General features: G+C 27.2%; 9 protein-coding genes. 8 read left to right on the plus strand and 1 reads right to left on the minus strand.

The features are described from left to right. Positions 1-219 precede the first annotated feature (219 nt). Both MBFIL_RS03270 and MBFIL_RS03275 read left to right on the plus strand, forming a co-directional pair. Positions 220-819, plus strand: a complete 600-nt coding sequence (locus MBFIL_RS03270) for a hypothetical protein (protein ID WP_066971466.1) — start codon at positions 220-222, stop codon at positions 817-819. An 85-nt stretch (positions 820-904) separates the two neighbouring features. Next, positions 905-1,171, plus strand: a complete 267-nt coding sequence (locus MBFIL_RS03275) for a hypothetical protein (RefSeq protein WP_066971468.1) — start codon at positions 905-907, stop codon at positions 1,169-1,171. Between the two features lie 391 nt (positions 1,172-1,562). Here the strand turns inward: MBFIL_RS03275 and MBFIL_RS03280 are convergent, their stop codons facing one another. Beyond that, positions 1,563-2,342 (minus strand): hypothetical protein, encoded by a 780-nt coding sequence (locus MBFIL_RS03280; RefSeq protein ID WP_157078629.1) that lies wholly within the window; start codon positions 2,340-2,342, stop codon positions 1,563-1,565. 480 nt (positions 2,343-2,822) lie between these two features. Between MBFIL_RS03280 and MBFIL_RS03285 the strand changes: the two genes are divergently transcribed. The 6 genes from MBFIL_RS03285 to MBFIL_RS03315 form a co-directional block, all read left to right on the plus strand. Then, positions 2,823-4,325: an ATP-binding protein gene (locus tag MBFIL_RS03285; RefSeq protein WP_281192468.1), complete on the plus strand. Its 1,503-nt coding sequence runs from the start codon at positions 2,823-2,825 to the stop codon at positions 4,323-4,325. Between the two features lie 1,387 nt (positions 4,326-5,712). Then, positions 5,713-15,948 (plus strand): DUF11 domain-containing protein, encoded by a 10,236-nt coding sequence (locus MBFIL_RS10485; RefSeq protein ID WP_066971474.1) that lies wholly within the window; start codon positions 5,713-5,715, stop codon positions 15,946-15,948. Between the two features lie 300 nt (positions 15,949-16,248). Continuing rightward, entirely contained in the window at positions 16,249-17,802 is a 1,554-nt protein-coding gene (locus tag MBFIL_RS03300; protein WP_066971476.1) for an ATP-binding protein, read from the plus strand. A gap of 144 nt (positions 17,803-17,946) precedes the next feature. Then, a complete protein-coding gene (locus MBFIL_RS03305; RefSeq protein WP_066971477.1) occupies positions 17,947-18,363 on the plus strand; it encodes an HI0074 family nucleotidyltransferase substrate-binding subunit in 417 nt (138 codons plus the stop codon). After that, positions 18,360-18,647, plus strand: a complete 288-nt coding sequence (locus tag MBFIL_RS03310; RefSeq protein ID WP_066971478.1) for a nucleotidyltransferase family protein — start codon at positions 18,360-18,362, stop codon at positions 18,645-18,647. The genes MBFIL_RS03305 and MBFIL_RS03310 overlap by 4 nt, the downstream gene beginning before the upstream one ends. A gap of 821 nt (positions 18,648-19,468) precedes the next feature. Beyond that, positions 19,469-25,544, plus strand: a 6,076-nt coding sequence (locus MBFIL_RS03315; RefSeq protein WP_169805497.1) for a DUF11 domain-containing protein, incomplete at its 3' end; no start/stop codon positions are given.

A 25,544-nucleotide genomic window follows, 5' to 3' on the forward strand; every position in this document is an offset into this window, starting at 1 on the left:
ATCTTCATGCAAAACCATAAACACCAACTCAACAAAAACTAAAAAACACTAATAATATATTACACCCCATAATATTTAAAACTAAGCATAACTAAAAAGAATCAAAAAATAATTATTGCACAGCCAAAGACAACAAATAAAAAAAACTACAAAAAATAATTTACAATCTAACCACAACTAAGAAAATTCACTGTCATCCATCAACTGAAAAATTAATTATTGCACAGCCAAAATAATGATAAAAAAATTATTAAAAAATTCAATGAATCCGAATCACTAGTTATAAACGAATTTGATAAATCTGGAATAATATCTTTTGCTCAAAAAGATGTTTCTAATTCTTTTTTAAGGGGAACATCCAATGATTTTATAGAAGAATCCACATTGTATTGGACTATGAAATTTAATAAATATGCTAATGATTTTTTTAAAAAATTAACTAGTGATAAATACAATTTTAATCAGGGTATGTTAAAAGTTTTTAAAAATGATATGTATGAAGAAAATAATTCTAAAAACTATTTATTAATTAATTCTGCAGATGATATCAAAGAAATGACTAATTGTCATCTTATTCCAATTTTAAAAAACATCATTCATGCACCTAAAGAAGATATGGGATTACTTGCTGAATCTTTAGTTCATATGACTTTGTTAAAGAGAAAATTCTCTATTGATCAAGAAGAAACTGTGGGAGGAGCAATTGTAGTGGTTATTATATCAAAAAGTGACGGTTTCATCTGGAAAGAGAAAAAACAATATTATTCTAATGAATCAAACAAGCATTTAGAATATGTAAATTATTATAAATCTCAATAAAAAAATTATTTATATTATATTGCCACAATATAATAATAGTTATATTTTTAAAAAATTAGAATAATGTCAATTTTTGGTGTATATTATGCGTTACTATAAAAAAAGAGGATGTAATGGTCTAATAAAAAGACCTACTGATCCAGATATTAAAAAATTTTTAGATGAATTTAAAAGAAAGGAGCAAGAAGATAGAAAAATACCGTTTGATGATAGGGTTGAAGAATTAGAACGATATCCTGAAAGATTTGACCCAGCAGTACTTGCTAAAAAATCACATGAACGATACATGAGGAAATTGTTTCCTGAAGACTACTTAGATGAAGAAGACGAAAATGATGATCTCATGAAATAACTGTATTGAATCCCATTGAATCGGCTCTGTAAATTATTGGAGTGCATTTTTCTTTCTACTTTTAGGATGGTTGTAATGGAGTATTAAACCCACCACTTCTATAAACCTTTTAACTGTTTTGAATTTATTCTTTATTTCTCTTACTACTGGTAAACTATGAAAAATTTCAGCTTTATTCAATGTTCTAGGGAGTATATTACTTCTTGTGAATTGTGTGCCTTTGAAAATGCCTCATTATCAAATTCAAATTACGATACAAACATTTATTCAAAGTATTTTTATTCGACTGTATAAAGAATTCATATGATAAGTAATTGTGATTATTATTTAATTTTTGATTAGTAATACTGATTTTTCGCACAAATTTATAATGTTTTTTGTGAATTTTGAATTAAAACCCATATTTTTCTAGTGGTTCTTTATATTTAGGGTTTAAATCCACAGTAATGTATTTCTCTTCTGGTAAATATGGAGCAATTGTTTCAAAGTATTCATCCAAGTTAGCTGCGGTTTCTTTGGAGTATATTTCATCAAAAACCACATTTCCATTAGCTGCATCATTCATACAAAGGTAAAATGAATTCCATCCTCCATGTGCTTTACACCATAAACTATCAAATGTGTACTTACCTGATGATTTTGAAGGAATAGGATTAGGATTTTCAATCTTAAAGATCATATTTTCAATTGTTTGGTGAGAAACGCTCACTTCATCGTTTCTGTTTAAAAAGTCTGCAGTGACTCTTAATGGTGCATGTACGTGAGTATTATGATCTTTAACAGTTTCTATGAATTCATGAGAATAAATAGAGTTTTTAGGAACTATATCTCTGATATTAGTCTCAAAAAACTGAGATTCTCCATTTTCATGTTTATCTTTACATACATAAGTCTGTATCTTAAAATACTCTTTCCATGTGCTGAAAATGATTAAACGCTCACGACTACCATTTTCATCAACATTTATACCTCCACAAACTGGACAAATCCTTATTTTCTCTTGTAACCATTTGAAATTCTTCTTAAACTTTAATTTAATATTACCTGCAAGCTTTAAAGAATTTTCCACCCATTTGCAAAATTTATTTGACATAAAAGTCACATTATCAGCAACAACATCTAAAGTTTGCTGACATTTATCAATAGCAGATGCACAATAAATATTATTCATAATAAACATAATTAAACATATATATTTACCAATATATAAATATTTTCAAGTTTAAACAGCTATTAAAAAATATTAACCACCAAAAACAAAAAATAAAGACATAAAAAAACTATTCTCTATTTAAACTATTCAAAAAAGATTTAATCATAACGAATAATCAACAAAAACTATTAATAATAAAATAATACTATAAAAGCATTACTACAAAAACAATAAAAAAATAAAGGAATAAAGGAATATAATGCAATATTTCAAAAACTCAAGCCTAAAAAAAGATTATCATAAATAATACTAATAAAGTAATACCAAAAAATTTTCAAATCAGTACCCTACTTGACTGTGCCAATTTATCTAACAATATATTAATTATAAACCATTAAATTTTAGGAAAAAGTTTACAAACAATTAGGGAGGAAATAACATGAAAAAATTACCTGTAAGTATTTCAACATTCTCAAAAATACGTGAAAATGATTATATATATATGTAGATAAAACACAACATTTGTATGAACTAGTAAAAACTGGAAAAACTTATTTTTTATCTCGTCCAAGAAGATTTGGTAAATCATTACTCGTTAGTACATTAAAAGAAATATTTCAAGGTAATAAAAAATTATTTAAAGATCTTTATATTTATGACAAATGGGATTGGACTAAATCTTATCCAGTAATACATTTAGATTTAGGAGAAATTAATCATGAAAATCCTGATAACTTAGAGGTATCACTTGATTTTTATTTAGATATGGTTGCAGAAGAATATTCCATTACTCTTAAGGCTCCAAATGAATCTATGAAATTTGCAGAACTCATAAAAAAACTTCATAAATCATTTAACCAAAAAGTCGTGGTTCTAATAGATGAGCATGATAAGCCTATGATTGACAATATGGATGATTTAAAGATTGCTGATGCTAATCGTAAAGTACTCCGTAGTTTTTATGAAATATTGAAATCTAATGATGAGCATTTAAGGTTTGTTTTAATAACTGGTGTTTCAAAATTCGCTATTACTTCTATATTTTCTGGTTTGAACAATCCTATAGATATTACTCTAGATCCCTCTTTTTCAAATATTTGCGGTTATACTCACACAGACTTAGAAGATTATTTTAAAGAGTATATTGAAAAATTAGCTCGTAATGAGTCATTAGATTATGCTGAAACATTAGATAAAATTAATTATTGGTATGATGGTTATAGTTGGGATGGAGAAAATAGAGTTTATAATCCATATTCAACATTATTATTGTTTAAAATAAAGGAATTTTCTAATTATTGGTTTGAATCAGGAACACCAACAGTTTTAATTGAATCATTAAAGAAGAAGAACAATTTAAAACCGATATTTGAACCTATACGTGCAATAAAAAGTGATTTTAATAGTTTTGATTTTAATAGTATTAAAATAAATGCATTATTATTTCAAACTGGCTATTTAACTATTACAGAAAAGAAATCTGTAAATGGAACTATTGAATATATGCTGGATGTTCCAAATCATGAAGTTCAAGAGTCCTTAATGAATGAACTTCTCACTGCTTTTACTGATTTAAGTGGTGGAGAATTACTCGATTTAAGAAATGAAATATATAAACATATTTTAAATAAAGATTCTCATGGATTAACTGATGTATTAGAAGAAATATATAATCAAATCCCTTATCTACTTAAAGGAGATAATGAAGGATTTTATCATAGCATATTTTTAATCATTCTCTATTTATTTGGTATTGAACCACAAGGAGAAGTACAAACTTTTACAGGTAGAATTGATGCTGTTTTTAAAATAAAAGACCAACCAATAATTACAGAAATTAAATACTCCAAAGAAAAGTCCTTAGATTTGTTGTTAAATAAAGCTTTTAATCAAATTGAAGACCGCAAGTACTACAACAAGTATAAAAGCAAAAATCCCATATACTTAGCATTAGCTTTCACAAATAAAGATATAGGCTGTGAATTTAGAGAAAATTACTAAATCTACTCCCTTTCTATATGATCTGTCAATTCAAACTTCTGAAAATGAGAAATCAAAGATTTCTCTAAATTTCCAGGGAAATAAAAGTTTAAGAAATGAAAAGATAAAAAATCTTTTAAATAGGAGGGTAAATATTATATTGTATATTTTTATTTTATACAAAACGAATTTTATACTATTTATTAAAATAATAATTGATATGATTATATTTATCATTAATTGGGGCATGAATAGTTTAATATTTGACAAAATTTTTTCTATTTGACAATATTGTCTATCTTTTAATAAATTATTTAAGGATATTAATTAAAATTTAACATTTATTTGAACATATATTTGTTAAAATTATTTATATGTATAAAATTAGTCTTAATAATATTTTATTGTATTAAATAAGTGTATTATTAGATTAGTAGTTTTAAAATAAGAATTTTAATCTTTAGTTTTTTAAAATAAAAAATAAATGATCTAATTTAAATTAAACCAGATATATGAGCATATATTTGACAATTTTTAATTAAACTCTTTTTAAAGCAGTTTAATTTTTAGATAACTGCTTAAAAAGTAGTATTATTACTAAATAGTTATTTTTTTACCTTATTTTAACATTAATTTTAGTATTTTATAAATGAATAGTTATAATAATAATTTTAATACTTATTTAAATGAATATAAGCTATTTTAAATTGTTATAGCTATTTTAAAGAATAATTATTTTTTGGGTGAATATGATTATTTTCATATATCTCGAACTATTGATTTGCAAGGTTTTGTTAGTATATGAACTAATAATTAATAATCCTGATCTATTAAATTAGGTATTTTTATTATTTTTAGTAGTTAATGACTTTTAACAACTATTTTTTATTAATTTTAACTATTGTTTCTTTAAATTTATTATTACGTTGTTTTATTCTATTTTAGGATAAATAGCTATTTTATATTTTTCATTATTTTAACAGTATAACACCTATTTTTTCTAAGAAATAAATAATTAAAAAATAGATATTTAATTAAATGGTTTAAAACATCTTTAAATTATTAATAAAAACAATTTTTCCTGTTTTTAAGCTTTATTTTAATAAATATAATTCTTAAATAATTTGTATTCTTTATTTGTAGCTATTTGATTCATTGTATCATAGTATTTATATTGTTTTATAAAAATAAAATTATATGTTTATATGCTATTTATTTATATTATAATAAACTATATATGATATAACAAACATATATTTAATATATAATACTTTTAGTTTTTAAACAAATATTATTTCTTGTAAAATTAAAATAATAAAGAATGTTTATAGATTAATGGGTATTTTTAACTTTTTATAATACAATACAAGTTTTATAATATTTTAAATTTTAAAAAGGAAGCAAAAATATGGATTTAATGAATATTTGTCAGAATAGAAACATTTTATTTAATATCTTAGGAATGCTATTAATTTTAGGATTCTTATCAATAGCTATAGTTAGCGTTTCAGGGGCAAGTCCAATATATGTAGCTACCAATGGAAGTGATTCAAACACAGGAACTACTATGGGTACAGCTAAATTAAGTATTAAGAATGCAACTGCAACTGTAGACAATGGTGGAACAGTAAACATTAGAAATGGAACATACACAGGAGCAAATAACAAGGGAATCAACATTTCAAAAAATATAATCTATATAGGTGAAAATCAAGATAAAGTAATAATTGATGCAGCACAATCAGGGAGAATGTTTGATATAAACTCTGGATATACTGTAACAATTAAAAATATAACATTTATAAATGGAAAAAATACTACTACTACCTCACATGGAGGGGCAATTTTTAATAGGGGCAATTTGATTATTGAAAACTGTATATTTAAAAATAATCTAATAACTAGCACCAATAGTAGTTATGCTGGAGGGGGAGCAATATCTTCTTGGATAGGTTCTACACTTTCTGTAACCAATTGCACTTTTATTAATAACACGGCTAATTTTGGAGGTGCTATTTCTAATTTAGCGAATAATCTAAAAATAGTCAATTGTACTTTTATTAATAATACTGCTACAAAAGAAGAAGGTGGAGGTGCTATTGTTACCTCAACGAATAATACTAGTATAAGTGGTAATCTTATTTTTGTTAATAATTCCGCTGCTATGGGTTCGGGTGGTGCTATTGAGGTTACTTCCGCAAATCCTAATGGTATTCCTTTTTACATTATTAAGAATTTTAGTTTGAGTGGTAATGTTAGTTTTGTTAACAATTCGGCTAATGTTGCAGGTGGTGCTATTTTTAATTGTGGTAATAATTCTATGATAACTGGTAATATTACTTTTGCTAATAATTCAGCTATTCAGGGTGGTGCTATTCATAATGTCGATGGTGCTAATTTTAGTTTGAGTGGTTCTTCTTTCAATAGGAATAATGCTAATTATGGTGTTGTTCTTAATTCTGGTGCTAATTTTAGTTTGACTAATTCTTCTTTTAGTGGTAATAATGCTAGTGAGGGTGTTATTTATAATATTGGCGTTAATTTTAGTGTGCGTAATTCTTCTTTTAGTGGTAATAATGCTAATTTTGGTGGTGTTATTCTTAATTCTGGTGTTAATTTTAGTGTGGGTAATTCTTCTTTTAGTGGTAATAATGCTAGTGTTAGTGCGGGTGTTATTTATAATAATGGTGTTAATTTTAGTGTGGGTAATTCTTCTTTTAGTGGTAATAATGCTAATTTTGGTGGTGCTATTTATAATGCTGGTGTTAATTTTAGTGTGGGTAATTCTTCTTTTAGTGGTAATAATGCTAATTTTGGTGGTGTTATTTATATTAATGGTGGTAATTTTAGTGTGGGTAATTCTTCTTTTAGTGGTAATAATGCTAGTAATGGTAGTGCTATCTTTAGCTTTAACTCTAAATTAACCATAATCAATTGTAATTTCACGGGTAATAATGCTATTAATGGTGGTGCTATTTATAATAATGCTACTAATTGTAGTGTGAGTAATTCTAGTTTTGTTGGTAATACTGGTAATAATGGTAGTGCTATTTATAATAATGCTACTAGTTTTAGTGTGAGTAATTCTAGTTTTGCTGGTAATAATGCTACTAATTATGGTGGTGCTATTTTCAATGATTGGACTGGTAATTTTAGTGTGATTAATTCTAGTTTCATGGATAATAATGCTAGTAGTGGTGGTGCTATTACTAATTATGGTGGTGTTAATTGTAGTGTGAGTAATTCTAGTTTTAGTGGTAATAATGCTAGTAGTGGTGGTGCTATTTTTAATTTTGCTTCTTATAGTAGTCATGGTGTTAATTTTTGTGTGTTTAATTCTAGTTTTGTTGGTAATAATGCTAATTATGGTGGTGCTGCTATTCATAATATTAATGGTCTTAATTTTAGTGTGATTAATTCTAGTTTTGTTGGTAATAATGCTACTAATTTTGGTGGTGCTATTTATAGTAGTAATAGTAATGGTGGTAATTTTAGTGTGATTAATTCTAGTTTCATGGATAATAATGCTAGTAGTGGTGGTGCTATTTATAATATCGTTGGTACTAATTTTAGGGTGATTAATTCTAATTTCACTGGCAACAGTGCTAGAGATGGTGGTGTTATTTATAATCTTGGTGGTACTAATTTTAGTGTGATTAATTCTAGTTTTGTTGTTAATAATGCTACTAATTATGGTGGTGCTATTTGCAATACTGGTACTAATTTTAGTGTGATTAATTCTAATTTCACTGGTAATAATGCTAGTGTTTATGGTGGTGTTATTTTTAATTATGGTGATAATTTTAGTGTGATTAATTCTGATTTCGCGGACAATAATGCTAATGGTGGGGGCGCTATTTATAATAGTAATAGTAATGGTACTAATTTTAGTGTGATTAATTCTAGTTTCATTGGTAATAATGCTACTAATCGTGGTGGTGTTATTTTTAATAATGGTGTTAATTTTAGTGTGATTAATTCTAGTTTCATTGGTAATAATGCTACTAGTAATGGTGGTGTTATTTATAATTCTGGTGCTAATTTTGTTGTGAGTAATGGTAGTTCTTTTATTAATAATTCTGCTACTGATAATGGTGGGGCTATTTATAATTCTGGTGCTAATTTTGTTGTGAGTAATGGTAGTTCTTTTATTAATAATTCTGCTATTAAGAGTTCTGGTGTTAGTGGTGGTGCTATTTATAATTCAGGAAGTAATTTTAACGTGATTAATTCTAGTTTTACTAGTAACACTGCTAATAGTGGCGGTGCTATTTGTAATTCTGGTGCTAATGCCGTTAATTTTATCATGATTAATTCTACTTTTAGTGGTAATAATGCACGTCATGGTGGTGCTATTTATAATACTGGTGTTAATTTAACCATGAATACTTCTAAATTCTTTAATAATAGTCATATAGCTATTTATACATTAAATAATCAAACTTCTATTAATAATAATTCATTTGATGGTAATGATGGTGTTTTAGGAATTGGTTTCAATAATTCAACTATAAATTTAAATACCTATCTGATAAGTAATAATATTATAACTAATAATGACATTATTTTACTTGTTGATGGTCATAGAAATAATATTTCTAGTGGTTCTATTATTGGAAATAATAACTCAAGAGGAATATTTGTAAATGGTCATAATAATACTTTTTCTAATATTACAATAGCTAATTTAAAAGTTGGTTTCACTTTTAATACAACTAACAGTGGTAATATAATAAGTAATGCTACATTTTATGGTAATGAAGTTGGTATATTGATGTTAGGTTCTAATGATACTGTTATGAGTTCAACTATAATTAATAATACTATTGTTGGTATTAACATCACTGGAAATAATAATATTGTTCAGTATAATCGTATTTATAATAATACTTTAGGACTTAATAATTCTGGTACTAATATTAATACTAACTTTAATTGGTGGGGATTAAATGATATTACTGGTCAGTATGCAAATAGTAGTGCTAATTTCAACTTGACATACTGGTATGTCCTTGAACTTTCATTGAATAATACTTATTACACAACCCAAAATGCAACAAGAAATTACAGTAAAAATCAAAGTGCTGATTTAACCTATAATTTATCACTTAATATTCCAGTAACTAATAATCCAAGCTTACTTCCTTACTTTGAAGTAACTGTATTAGTTAAAAACAGTACTGATATTGTTAACAGTTCAACTGGAGATATTAGAAATACCAGCCTAAGTAAAACTGTAGTAATCAATAATCCTAATACACAATATTCAATTAATGCTTTATCTGATAGTGAAAATCTTATTTTAACCATTATTGGTGAAGATATTAACTATACAGTTAATGTAAGTCTTGTGAAAGTTGCAAATAAAAGTGTGGATATTCATGTTGGAGATAATATAACCTACACTATAACTGTAACTAATCATGGAACATTAAATAATGCAACAGAAGTCTATGTAGAAGACACAATCGATTACAATAAAGTAAATTTCCTTAACTCAACTGTAACTAAAGGAAATTATACTTATGGTACTGGAATATGGGATATCGGAGTACTAGAACCAGGAGAAACAGTAACATTAGAAGTATTTGTAACCATAATTGGAACTGGAATTATAAAAAACACTGTAATAGTTGATTCAGATGAAAATAACACTAATAATAACACTACAAGCTCAGTAATACTTAACATAACTGATGTAGATGTGGGTATAGTTAAAATAGCTAATGCAACAGGAACACAATACATTGGAGATAATATAACATACGCAATCACTGTAAATAATAGTGGAGAATCTAATGCCACTGGAGTTTATGTAATTGATAATTTAGATTACACTAAATTACAATTCAATTCTGCAAACCCATCAACTGGAATATATAATCATACTACTGGAATTTGGACGATTGGAGAACTTACCGAAGGTCAAACAGCAACGCTAACAATAAATGTAACCATAATAAATAATGGAACAATTAAAAATACCGCAAACATAACCACAGACCAAAGAAACATAGCTATAAATGGAAGTAATTACACATTTACAGCATTTAGTGGCTTAGATGTTTATGTTAATGCAACAGGAGGACTAGACACTAACACTGGTGTAAACTGGACCAATGCACTACAATCCATAGAAAGAGCATTTGAGATAGTACAAAACGGTGGAACAATACACATAGCAGGAAATAACTACAACAACACTAATGGAATACCAAAAAACAACACCAACTTAACCATAAGCAAAAATGTAACTCTCCTTGGTTATAGAGTATTAAGTGGAGAAGTAATAATAGATGCATTAAATAATGGAAGAATATTCATTATTAATAATGGTTTAAATGTTTCATTAATTAACTTAACTTTTGCAAATGCTAATATCAAATTAATTGATAATAATCGTGATGGTAGTGCTATTTATAATAATGGTTCTATGATCATAATAAAAGGTTCTAGCTTTATAAACAACACTGCTTCCAGTGGTGGAGCTATTTACAACAACAAGGGAAATAATTTTACTATAACTGAAAATACTAGTTTTATTAATAATACTGCTAGTCTTGGTGGTGCTATTTATAATAATAATGGTACTAACTTTACTGTGACTAATTCTACTTTCGTTGATAATAATGCTAGTAGTTGGGGTGGTGCTATTTTTAATTATTATAATGGTGCTAATTTTAGTGTGAGTAATTCTACTTTCATTGGTAATAATGCTAGTCTTGGTGGTGCTATTTCTAATGGTGTTGGTGCTCAGATGGGGGCTGATAATTTTAGTGTGAGTAATTCTAGTTTTATTAATAATACTGCTAGTACTTATGGTGGTGCTATTTCTAATAGTGGTCATTATGTTAGTGTGAGTAATTCTACTTTCATTGGTAATACTGCTAGTAATTATGCTAGTAATTATGGTAGTTATGGTGGTGGTATTTCTAATAGTGGTTATTATGTTAGTGTGAGTAATTCTACTTTCATTGGTAATACTGCTAGTAGTTATGGTGGTGGTATTGATAATATGGGTTCTTATGTTAGTGTGAATGATTCTACTTTCATTGGTAATACTGCTAGTAATTATAGTAGTTATGGTGGTGGTATTTCTAATAGGGGTTCTTATGTTGGTGTGAGTAATTCTACTTTCATTGGTAATAATGCTATTTTTGGAGGTGCTATTTTTAATATTTATGATGGTAATTTTAATGTGGGTAATGGTAGTTCTTTTGTTAATAATTCTGCTAGTAATGGTGGTGCCATTTATAATGCTGCGGATAATTTAACTGTGAGTGACTCTGTATTTTTGAGTAATAAGTATATAGCTATTTATACGGTAAATAATCTGACCTTTATTAATAATGACTCATTTGATGGTAATGGTGGTGTTTTAGGAATTGGTTTTAATGATTCAACTATTGATTTAAATAGCTATTTATTAAGTAATAATACTATAATTAATAATGATATTGTTTTACTTGTTGATGGTCATAGAAATAATATTTCTAGTGGTTCAATAATTGGAAATAACAACACAAGAGGAATATTTGTAAATGGTAATAATAACACTTTCTCTAACATTAAAATAGCAAATTTAAAAGTTGGTATAACCTTTAATTCTATTAATGATAACAATACTTTCACTAATCATAATAATATTTTCACTAATGGAACATTATCAGGAAATGATCTAGGGGCTATAATGAATGGTCTAAATGGCACCATAATAAGCACAACAATTGTAAATAATACAATAACGGGAGTAAATATCACAGGGTCTAATAACACTGTAAATTATAATAGAATTTATCAAAATACTTTAGGTATGATAAATTCAGGAAATAATACTAATGCAAACTTTAATTGGTGGGGAAAAAATAATATTACTGGTAGCTACACTGATTCTGGTTTGAATTTAAGCCTTAGCTATTGGTATGTATTACAACTTTCACTTAATTCAACATTTAACACAACTGAAAATACAACAAGAAATTACACAAAAAACATTCCAGCAGTCTTATCTTACACATTAACATTGAATAATCTAAATACCAATATTACTAATACTCCAAATTTATTACCTTATTTCGCAGTAAAAGTATTACTTAGAAACAGCACTAACACTGTTAATAGTAGTACTGGTGATATAAGAACTTTAACATTCGCTCAAGTTGTAATGTTAAGTAATAATGATTCTCAAGCATCAATTAATGCTTTAGCAGATGATGAAGATATTGTTCTTATTCTTGATAATGGAACTAAGGTTAATCTCACTATTGTCAAGATTGCCAATGTAACCTATGTTTCAAATAATGGCACTATTAACTTCACAATAACCATAATTAACAATGGAGGTGATTTTGCATCTAATGTTACTTTCATTGATTTACTTAATAATGGTTTTAAACTTCTGAACACAACTGGAGGTTCATACAATAGTACAACAGGTCTTTGGACTATTGGAGATATTGGACCTGGAGTAACTGTAACACTCAATATGATTGTTCAAGCTATTAAGTCAGGAATAATAAACAACACTGCAGGTAATCTAACCGCTATTGAAACACTTGTCAATCCAAATATAAACTCCACAGTAACAATCAATGTCACACCAGCAGTTAATTTAAACATTACAAAAGTATCTAATGTAGTAGGATTTGACACAGCTCATGTAGGGGATCATGTTAAGTACACTATTACTGTTAAAAATAATGGCTTAGATACTGGAACAAATGTACAGGTGTATGATATATTAGACTCTAAATTAATTTATTTTAATTACACTTCTTCAGTAGGTTCTTACGATAATAATACAGGATTATGGAATATTGGAACATTACATGCTAACCAAACAGCTACACTTGAAATTGAAGTTATAATAGCTAGTTCAGGAACAATAGAAAATATTGCAAATGTAACAGCAAATGAAGTAATACTTAATGGTAGTAACACCAATACAAGCACAACATTCTATGTAGAAGAGGTGAATGTGAGCATAATTAAAGTCTCAAATGCATCAGCTAACTCTCACTATGGAGATCATGTTAAATACATTATAACAGTAGAAAATTATGGTCCAATTAACGCAACAAATGTAACAGTTACTGACTATCTTGATAAAACTAAATTAATTTATATAGATCACACAGCACCAGATTACACAACTTATGATAGCATTACTGGACTATGGAACATAGGTAACTTAGAAGCAGGATTAGCAGTACTATTAACAATAGAAGTAGAAGTCATAGGGTTTGGAAACATAACAAACACAGCAAACATAACAACAGCTGAAACCAACATAAACAACCAAACTAACAGCACAGCAGAATTCAATGTTTCTGATGTTAATGTTACTATCGTAAAAGTATCTAATACTTCAGGACATAATCATGTAGGGGATAATATAACTTATACTATCACTGTTAGGAATAATGGTTCTACTAATGCATCTAATGTTACTGTTGTTGACTTATTAGACAGTGCAAAATTACATTATTTAAATTCAAATGTAACTATAGGATCATATAATCCAACAACAGGAATATGGAATATAGGGAAATTAAAAGCTAATACTACAGCTACACTCCTTATTAATGTTACTTTAATAGCTGAAGGAAATATCTTTAACAAAGCAAATCTAACAACAGCTGAGGTTAATATTAATAATAAAACTAATGTTAGTACTGAAATTGTTGTAGGTGATGTGAATGTATCTATTATTAAGGTTTCTAATATCACATCAGGAATTGGACACTATGGTAACAAGGTAACATATATCATAACAGTAACGAATAATGGATTACTTGATGCAACTGGAGTTACTGTCAATGAAACTTTAGATAATACAAAACTAAAATTCACAGGATACATCACATCCGATGGCAGTATATATGATAATAACACTGGTATTTGGACTATTGGACTATTAAACCATAATACAACAGTAACATTAATTCTAAATGCAACAATAATAAATATAGGTACTATAACTAACACTGCAAACCTAACAACAGAACAAAACAACACTAACAACCAAACTAATATTTCTGTTATTATTAATGTAAGTGATGTGAACATTACAATCATTAAAGTATCTAATTTAACAGAAAATCCACATGTAGGAGACAATATATCTTACATAATCACTGTGACAAACAATGGAACAACAAATGCAAGTAATGTAACTGTAACTGACAATTTAGATCACACAAAACTACATTATATAAATGCTTCTGCTACAATTGGAAACTATGATGAAATCACTGGACAATGGATAATTAAAAATCTAACATCAAACACAACAGCTACACTCACAATTAATGTTACAATAATAGGAATAGGAACAATAACTAACACTGCAAATATAACTGCTGCTGAAAGCAATATTAACTCACAAAACAATTCAACAGTAGAATTCACAGTAAATGATCTTAATTTAACTATTCTTAAGGTTTCAAATGCTACAGAAAATCCATATATAGGAGATTACATTGAATACAAGATCACAATAATCAATAATGGTAAAAGCAATGCCACTAACTTTAACATAACTGAATTGCTAGATCAAAAGCTAAAACTCATTAACTACACAGCAAATATTGGAACATACAATCCAATCAGTGGTAAATGGCAAATAGCTAATTTAAATAATAATACAATAGCTATTCTAACCATACAAGCACAAATTATAGATATTGGCACTATAATAAACACAGCAGCACTAGAAATCAATGAAAATAACTTAGGTAATAATAATAGTACAGTAATAATCAATGTTAATAATAATAGTAATAATGTTAATCTTACAATAAACAAAATAGCTAACCAAACTAAAGCTAAAAGTGGAGAATATATCACCTACACTATTACAGTGATAAATCAAGGTGCTAATACTGCAACAGGTGTTAAAGTTAATGAAATCCTTGATCCACGTCTTAAATACATATCTTCAAGTGGATATGGTTCATATGATCTAAACACTGGTATTTGGAATATCAACACATTAAAAGCAGGAGAAACTGCTAAATTAATAATTAAAGTTCAAGTCAAATCTTCAGGCTCAATAACTAACATTGTTAACATCACAAGTAATGAAAACAACATAAACCCTAAAAATTCAAGTTCAATCACTATAAATGTCACTCCAGTTGTAGATATTGAAATTAAAATAGTTCCTGATAAAAATATTGTTAAAGAAGGTGAAATCCTTAGCTATCATATTGTTCTGGTAAATCATGGTCCTGATAATGCAACTGGTGTAAAAATTAAATTGAATATACCTGATGAGTTTAAACATGCTTCATTTAATAGTGAATATGGTTCATATGATCCAAGCACTGGTATTTGGACAATTGGAAATTTAAATGCTGGAGAAACTAGTACTGCTGAGTTTAAAGCTATAGCTACTAAAGAAGGAATTCACGAAATATCTGCTAGTGTTGAGTCTAATGAATTTGACATAGACAATAGTACTACCAAACATAGTGTGAATATCAAAGTAGATCCAACTGATAACCCACAGTCTCTTAGTCCACAGCCTAATCCACAATATGTTAATGGAAAAGTAGCAATGAAAAAAACAGGAATACCGATTCTTATGGTGATAATAATAATTTCACTATTTACATATGCCTCTGTATGGAGAAAAAGATAATAATTATGTTAATGCGTAGTTTATATTGAATTAACCTTTCTTTATATTTTATTTTTTTATCCATGATTGGAGTATTATAATAGCTATTTAGTATTTTAATGAACTTATAATATTGTCATGGACTATTTTGAGTCAAATTTTTAAAAATTTCAATAGAAATAATTATTTTTCATTGGAAAATATCAAGATAATTATATTATTACTAAATCATAAAATATGTAATAACAACATCAACATTTTTATAAATAATCAAAAACAAACATATTAATTAGTATAAATGAATTAAGGGGTAAGAAACTTATGCAGAAATTACCTGTGGGAATACAAACATTTAGTGAAATAAGGGAAGAGGGATATGTGTATGTTGATAAAACAAAATATATTCTTGAACTAACTGAATATGCGAGGGTCAATTTTCTCGCACGACCAAGGTGTTTTGGAAAGTCATTACTCGTTAGTACACTGAAAGAATTATTTGAAGGAAATAAAAAGCTTTTTGAAGGACTATATATTTATGATAAATGGGGTTGGGAAGAAGAATATCCAGTAATTCATATAGATTTAGCTGGAGGAATTTATAATAATTTAAATGATTTAGAGAATAAACTTAAAGATATTATAAATAGAATAGCTAGGGATTTTCAAGTAAATATATACAGTGAGTCATTAGATGAAAAATTCACAGACTTAATCAGTGAAATTTCTAAAAAAACAGATAAAAAGGTAGTTGTCTTAGTTGACGAATATGACAAGCCTATTATCTCAAATCTTCAAAACAAGAATCTAGAAGAAATTCAATCTGAATTAGGAAGTTTCTATGAAGTTTTAAAAACAAATGATCACTATATTAAATTTATATTTTTAACAGGGGTATCTCAATTTGCCCATGTTTCTGTGTTTTCAAAACTAAATAGTTTGGATGATTTAACTCTTATTGATAAGTTTAATTCTATTTGTGGGTACACACAAGAGGAATTAGAGGATAATTTCCAACCATTTATTCAGAAATTAGCTGATGAGTTTAATATGACTTATTTAGAAACTTTAGAGAGGATTAAAGTATATTATAATGGTTATAGTTGGAATGGTAAAGAAAGAGTATATAATCCTTATTCTACATTGTTATCTTTTAAACATGGTAAATTCTCTAAAAGTTGGTTTAAAACAGGGACTCCAAGAGTATTAGCTAATTATCCAATGAATAGGTATAATATTAAGGCTGTTGTAGAACCAAGTGAAATTTCTGATGATGAACTTGAAAATCTCACGATAAATGATATAAAAGATGAAGTGTTACTTTTCCAAACAGGATATTTAACAGTGGATAAAATTGAAACAAATGATGATGGAGATTTGTATCATTTAAAAATTCCAAATTATGAAGTGAAAACAGCATTATTTAAAAATCTTGTAAATCAGCACTCTAAACTACCTATTTCTGATGTTTTAAGCTATGCAGATAACCTTTTAAAATATACAATTGATGGTGATTGTGCGAAGATAAAAGAAACATTAGGTGATTATCTTTCTCCAATACCTAGTGATTTAAGAGGAGATAATGAACGATATTATCATGTGCTTGTATTTATGTTATTATACACTGCAAAAATCCATGTACATAGTGAGGTACATAGCTATAAAGGAAATGCAGATCTAATAATAGAAGAAGAGGATTATGTAATAATAATTGAGTTCAAACAAAGTAACAAAAGCTCAATTAACTACATGATAAATGAAGCATTAGAACAAATAGAAACACAAGAATATGGAAGACAATACAAAAATAAAAATATAATTAAAGGAGCTATTGTATTTAAAGATAGTGAAATAGGATGTAAATTAATCAAAGAATAAATTTTTATTTTTTCATGGTTAGAGTGGTTAGAGGAATTAATTTAATTAAAAAAAAAATTTATTATATAGTTTTTAGGTAACTATTAAATTATAAAACAACTAATTAATTAATTTGAATTATTATAAAACAGCGAGTATGATATTATGTCTGAGAAATTAAATATCATTGGATTAAAGAATGTAGTAGGTGCATTAAATGATGCTATTGACATTTACACACATTGTTCTTCTGAAAATCATGCTTTATTAAACACTCTTCGTTCAGGTCTTATTCAAAATTTTGAAATTGCTTATGAAATGTCTTGGAAATTCATGAAAAGATGGCTTGAAATTAATATAAGTCCTGATATTGTACTTGGACTTTCAAGAAAGGAATTCTATAGGATAGCTAGAGAAAATCTCTTAATAACAGATGTTGAAAAATGGTGGAGTTTTCACGAAGCTAGAAATAAAACTAGTTATGTTTATGATGAAATTATAGCAGATAAGACAGTGGAAACAGCAATTGAATTTTTACCTTATGCAATGGATTTTATTTCAAAACTGGAGGAAAAAGTATGATTCAAGTTTCACAGTCAGAATTTGAAGTAATAATCAATATTCTTAAAAATTATGTGCCAAATTATGAAGTATGGGCATTTGGATCACGATATAAAAAAATTGCAAATGAATATTCTGATTTAGATCTAGTGATTGTTGGTCAATCTGAATTAACTTTAAATCAAATGCCTGACTTAAAGTATGCTTTTCAGAATCGTGTGGACATTTTAGACTGGAATATTTTGTCAGACGAGTTTAAATCTATAATTAATAATGGATATGAAGTAATTTATAGTCCTGTATGATTTTATATTATTAATGTTGTAGTAATTATTTTCCTATTTATTAGGAGTCAATGCCTGTCAATGGTGTTTAATGGAGTATATATTTTTTTCTATCATCAATTTTTAAGGATTTTTTATAAGTTAAGTTTCTTGGCAAGATTATCAAGATCCATTGCTATTTTACCCATCTTTCATTTCCTCAGAAATTTCATCTAATTCTTTATATAACTTTTCACATTCTTCAGATAAATCTTCAAACAACTTCTTCTTTAAAGTCTAATTCAAGTTTTCTATTTTTATTAATATTCCATTCCCTATTTTATCTTCATTTTTCTAAAAAACATTACTCTATGATAATAATCTTGAAAAATTATATTCAGAGGCAGAGATTAAAAAAACACAACTTCCTATTTTTTAAAGTAAATAAAAAGGTTTAAAATTTGAAATCAATCTAAATAAAATATATAATAAATCAAAAAATATATTTAATCAATCAATAAGATAAAATAAACAAGATTTAATAAGAATTACACGAAATTAAACTGATTATAGAAGGTATATTAATTCCAATAAAATCTTTGCCATTATTAATTTTTTAGAATTTCATTGTTATATTATATGTTCGGTATAATAGTAACATTTATATATTAATCGAACTAATATATAATTAATAAAATATAATATTTAATTTATAATTAATATTTATTTATAGAAATAAGTTCTATATTGTATCCAATATTGTAATATAATGTGATATATTTTAATCATTGTTCTTGGATTAATCTGATTTTATAAATTAAATGGATAATTAAGTTATGCACTACATATATGGGGGAAGTAGTATGAAATTAGAAAATAAGGAAGATAATATTATAAAATCAGATAATTATTCTATAAAAAAACAAAAACATTCTGGGTCTTCAGAAGGATTGTTTCACGAAACAGCTTCTGATCAAACTTTTTCTAAAAATTTGACTACGATAGCTATTTTATTATCACTAATAGCTATTTTATTTGTCACTATTTCATCTGTTAGTGCTGTGAATGTTACCATTAGTACTACAAATGCTACTGGTATTAACGGAGCTGTAGCTCTAACGACTGTTACTGGTACTAATCATACAATAACACTTAATCCAGGAACATATAATAAAACTACTGATATTAGAAATAACATTACAACAAGTAGAAATCTCACAATACAGGGTAATGGGACAAGGGACTTAATAATAATAGATGCGAGAAAACTTGGTAATATTTTTAATATCACAGGCACAATTAGTAATGTAACATTTAAAAATTTAACATTTATAAATAGTAATAATAGTGCTATCTACAGTTCTAACTCTAAGATAACAATAATAAATTGTAATTTCAAGGATAATAATGCTAGTAGTGGTGGTGCTATTTATAGTGGTGGTGCTAATTTTAGTGTGAGTAATTCTAGTTTCAGTGGTAATAATGCTAGTAGTGGTGGTGCTATTTATAGTGGTGGTGCTAATTTTAGTGTGAGTAATTCTAGTTTCAGTGGTAATAATGCTAGTAGTGGTGGTGCTATTTATAGTGGTGGTGCTAATTTTAGTGTGAGTAATTCTAGTTTTAGTGGTAATAATGCTAGTAGTGGTGGTGCTATTTATAATGATAGGAGTGGTAATTTTGGTGTGAGTAATTCTAGTTTTAGTGGTAATAATGCTAGTAGTGGTGGTGCTATTTATAGTAGTGGTGCTAATTTTGGTGTGAGTAATTCTAGTTTTAGTGGTAATAATGCTAGTAGTGGTGGTGGTGCTATTTATAATTATGATGGTGGTAATTTTAGTGTGAGTAATTCTAGTTTTAGTGGTAATAATGCTAGTGTTAGTAGTGCTATTCATAGTAGTGGTGATAATGTTAGTGTGAGTAATTCTAGTTTTACAGGTAATACTGCTCTTAGTCGTGGTGGTGCTATTTCTAATGCAAATGGAGTTAATTTTAGTGTGTTTAATTCTAGTTTTATTGGTAATAATGTTAATTTGGGTACTGGTGGCGCTATTTATAACTTTTATGGTGATAATTTTAGTGTGAATGATTCTATTTTTACTAGTAATAATGCTAATGGTGTTTCGGGTAGTGGTGCTGCTATTAGTAATGATGGTGGTAATTTTAGTGTGTTTAATTCTAGTTTCAGTGGTAATAAGGCTCATTATGGTGTTATTTATAATACTGGAGATAACTTAACTGTGAATAGGTCTGTATTCTTTAATGATACACATATAGCTATTTATACATTGAATAATCTGACTTTTATTAATAATAATTCATTTGATGGTAATGATGGTGTTTTAGGAATTGGTTTTGATGATTCAATTATTGATTTAAATAGTTATCTAATAAGTAATAATATTATAATTAATAATGATATTGTTTTGCTTGTTGATGGTTCTGGAAATAATATTTCTAATGGTTTTATTATTGGAAATAATAACTCAAGAGGAATATTTGTAAATGGGATGAACAACATTTTCTCTAATATTACAATAGCTAATTTAAAAGTTGGTCTAATTTTTAATTCATCTAATATTAACGCTAATTTAACTGTGAACAAATCTATATTTTCTAATAATGGTCATATAGCTATTTATACATTGAATGATCGGACTTTTATTAATAATAACAGCTTTAATGGGAATAATGGTGTTTTGGGAATTGGTTTTAATGATTCAATTATTGATTTAAATAGCTATTTACTAAGTAATAATATTATAATTAATAATGATATTGTTTTGCTTGTTGATGGTTCTGGGAATGATATTTCTAATGGTTCGATTATTGGAAATAATAACTCAAGAGGAATTTTTGTAAATGGTCATAATAATACTTTCTTTAATATTACGATAGCTAATTTAAAAGTTGGTTTCACTTTTAATTCTTCTAACAGTGGTAATGTAATAAGTAATACTACATTTTATGGTAATGAAGTTGGTATATCTATGTTAGGTTCTAATGATACTGTCATGAGTTCAACCATAATTAATAATACTATTGTTGGCATTAATATCACAGGAAATAATAATATTGTTCAGTATAATCGTATTTATAATAATACTTTAGGACTTAATAATTCTGGTACTAATCTTAATGCTAACTTTAATTGGTGGGGATTAAATAATATTGCTGGTCAGTATGCAAATAGTGGTGCTAATTTCAACTTGACATATTGGTATGTCCTTGAACTTTCATTGAATAATACTTATTACACAACTGCAAATGGTACAAGAAATTACAGTAAAAATCAAAGTGCTAATTTAACCTATAATTTATCACTTAATATTCCAATCACTAATAATCCAAGCTTATTTCCTTACTTTGAAGTAAATGTATTAGTTAAAAACAGTACTGATATTGTTAACAGTTCAAATGGAGATATTAGAAATACTAGTCTAAATAAAGCTGTAATAATTAATAATCCTAATACACAATACTCAATTAATGCTTTATCTGATAGTGAAAATCTTATTTTAACCATTATTGGTGAAGATATTAACTATACAGTTAATGTAAGTGTTGTGAAAGTTGCAAATAAAAGCGTAGATGTTCATGTTGGAGACAATGTAACATACACCATAACTGTAACTAATCATGGAACATTAAATAATGCAACAGAAGTCTATGTAGAAGATACAATCGATTACAATAAAGTAAATTTCCTTAACTCAACTGTAACTAAAGGAAATTATACTTATGGTACTGGAATATGGGATATCGGAGTACTAGAACCAGGAGAAACAGTAACATTAGAAGTATTTGTAACCATAATTGGAACTGGAATTATAAATAACACTGCAGTAGTTGATGCAGATGAAAATAATACTAACAACAGCACTACAAGCTCAGTAATACTTAATATAACTGATGTGGAGATATCAATAGCTAAAATAGCTAATGCAATAGGAACACAATACATTGGAGACAATATAATCTACACAATCACTGTAAATAATAACGCAACATCAAATGCTACTGGAGTTTATGTAATTGATAATTTAGATTATACTAAACTACGATTCAACTCTGCAAACTCCTCAACTGGAACATATAATGAAACTACAGGTAAATGGACAATTGGAGGACTTACCGAAGGTCAAACAGCAATATTAACAATAAATGTAACCATAATAAACAATGGAACAATTAAAAATACTGCAAACATAACTACAGACCAAAGAAACATAGCTATAAATGGAAGTAATTACACATTCCAAGCATTTAGTGGTTTAGATGTTTATGTTAATGCAACAGGAGGACTAAACACTAATACTGGTGTAAACTGGACAAATGCACTACAATCCATAGAAAAAGCATTAGAAATAGTACAAAATGGTGGAACAATACACATAGCAGGAAATAATTACAATAATAGTAATGGTATCGAAAAAAACAACACAAATTTAACTATAAATAAAAATATGACTCTCCTTGGTTATACAGTATTAAGTGGAGAAGTAATAATAGATGCATTAAACAATGGAAGAATATTCCTCATTAATAATGGTCTAGATGTCACATTAATTAATTTAACTTTTGTAAATGGTAATATTTCTGGAAATAATAATAATGCTGGAGCAATTTATAATAATGGTTCTGAAATCACAATACTAGGTTCTAATTTTATAAACAACACTGCTTATAATGGTGGAGCTATTTACAACAATAATGGAACTAAATTCATTATAAGTGAAAATACTAGTTTTATTAATAATACTGCTGATTTGGGTGGTGCTATTTATAATAAGAATGGTGCTAACTTTAGTGTGAGTGATTCTATTTTCACTGGCAATAATGCTAGTTATGATAGTTATGGTGGTGCTGGTGGTGGTGCTATTTACAATGATTGGGCTAGTAATCTTAGTGTGGTTAATTCTACTTTCAATGATAATAATGCTAGTGGTTATGGTGGTGCTATTTATAATTCTGGTGTGAATTTTAGTGTGGTTAATTCTACTTTCAATGATAATAATGCTAGTGAGGGCGGTGCTATTTATAATGGTGCTATTTATTATTCTAATAATTCTAATACTTTTAATTTTAGTGTGAGTGATTCTGTTTTCACTGGTAATTATGGTGCTATTTCTAATAATAATGGTAATGTTAGTGTGAGTGATTCTGTTTTCACTGGTAATTATGGTGCTATTTCTAATGGTTATGTTTATACTTATGGTAATGTTAGTGTGAGTGATTCTGTTTTCATTGGTAATTATGGTGCTATTTCTAATTCTCGTTATAGTAACTTTAGTGTGGTTACTTCTATTTTCACCGATAATTATGGTGCTATTTCTAATACTGGCAATTTTAGTGTGATTAATTCTAGTTTTAGTGGTAATAATGCTAGTGATGGTGCTATTCACAATAGGGGTAATTTTACCGTGAGTAATTCTAGTTTCACTGGTAATACTGCTTATGGTGATGGTTATAGTGGTGGTGCTATTTATAATAATTTTGCTAGTAATTTTAGTGTGATTAATTCTGTTTTCATTGGTAATAATGCTAGTTATGGTGGTGCTATTTCTAATATGTGGGATAGTAATTTTAGTGTGATTAATTCTGTTTTCATTGGTAATAATGCTAGTTATGGTGGTGCTATTCATACTATTGGGATTAATAATTTGCGTAATAATTTTAATGTGGTTAATTCTAGTTTCATTGGTAATATTGCTAGTGGGCTTGGTGGTGCTATTTATAATTCTGGTGTGAATTTTAGTGTGGCTAATTCTGTTTTCATTGGTAATAATGCTAGTTATGGTGGTGCTATTTTTAATTATAATGATAAGTTGACTGTGAATAATTCTGTATTTTCTAATAATGCTCATATGGCTATTTATACATTGAATAATCACACTTTTATTAATAATAATTCCTTTGATGGTAATGGTGGTGTTTTGGGAATTGGTTTTAATGATTCAACTATTGATTTAAATAGCTATTTACTAAGTAATAATATTATAATTAATAATGATATTGTTTTACTTGTTGATGGTTCTAGGAATAATATGTCTAATGGTTCGATTATTGGAAATAATAACTCAAGAGGAATATTTGTAAATGGAGAAAATAATACTTTCTCTAATATTACAATAGCTAATTTAAAAGTTGGTTTAACTTTTAATTCTTCTAATCATAATAATATTTTCACTAATGGAACATTAAGGGGAAGTGAGGTAGGAGCAATAATGGATGGTTTCAATGATACCATAATAAGCACAACTATTGTAAATAATACAATAGTAGGTGTAAACATCACAGGGTCTAATAACACCTTAAATTACAATAGAATTTATCAAAATGCTTTAGGTATGATAAACTCAGGAAATAATACTAATGCAAACTTTAATTGGTGGGGAAGAAATAATATTACTGATCAGTACACTGACTCTGGTTTGAATTTAAGCCTTAGCTATTGGTATGTATTACAACTTTCACTTAATTCAACATTTAATACAACTGAAAATGCAACAAGAAATTACACAAAGAACATTCCAGCAGTTTTATCTTACACATTAACATTGAATAATCTAACTACGAGTGATCCAAGTTTATTACCTTACTTCATAGTAAAAATATTACTTAGAAACAGTACTGGTACTGTTAATAGTAGTACTGGTGATATAAGAACATTAGCATTCTCTCAAGTTGTAATGTTAAGTAATAATGATCTTCAAGCATCAATTAATGCTTTAGCAGATGATGAGGATATTGTTCTTATTCTTGATGATGGAACTAAGGTTAATCTCACTATCCTTAAAGTTGCTAATGTAACCAATGTTTCAAATAATGGTACTATTAACTTCACAATAAATATAACTAACAATGGGGCTGATTTTGCATCTAATGTTACTTTCACTGATTTACTTAATGAGAGTTTTAAACTTTTGAACACAACTGGAG

This window comes from Methanobrevibacter filiformis (genome assembly GCF_001639265.1).
In the GTDB taxonomy this organism is placed as follows: domain Archaea; phylum Methanobacteriota; class Methanobacteria; order Methanobacteriales; family Methanobacteriaceae; genus Methanacia; species Methanacia filiformis.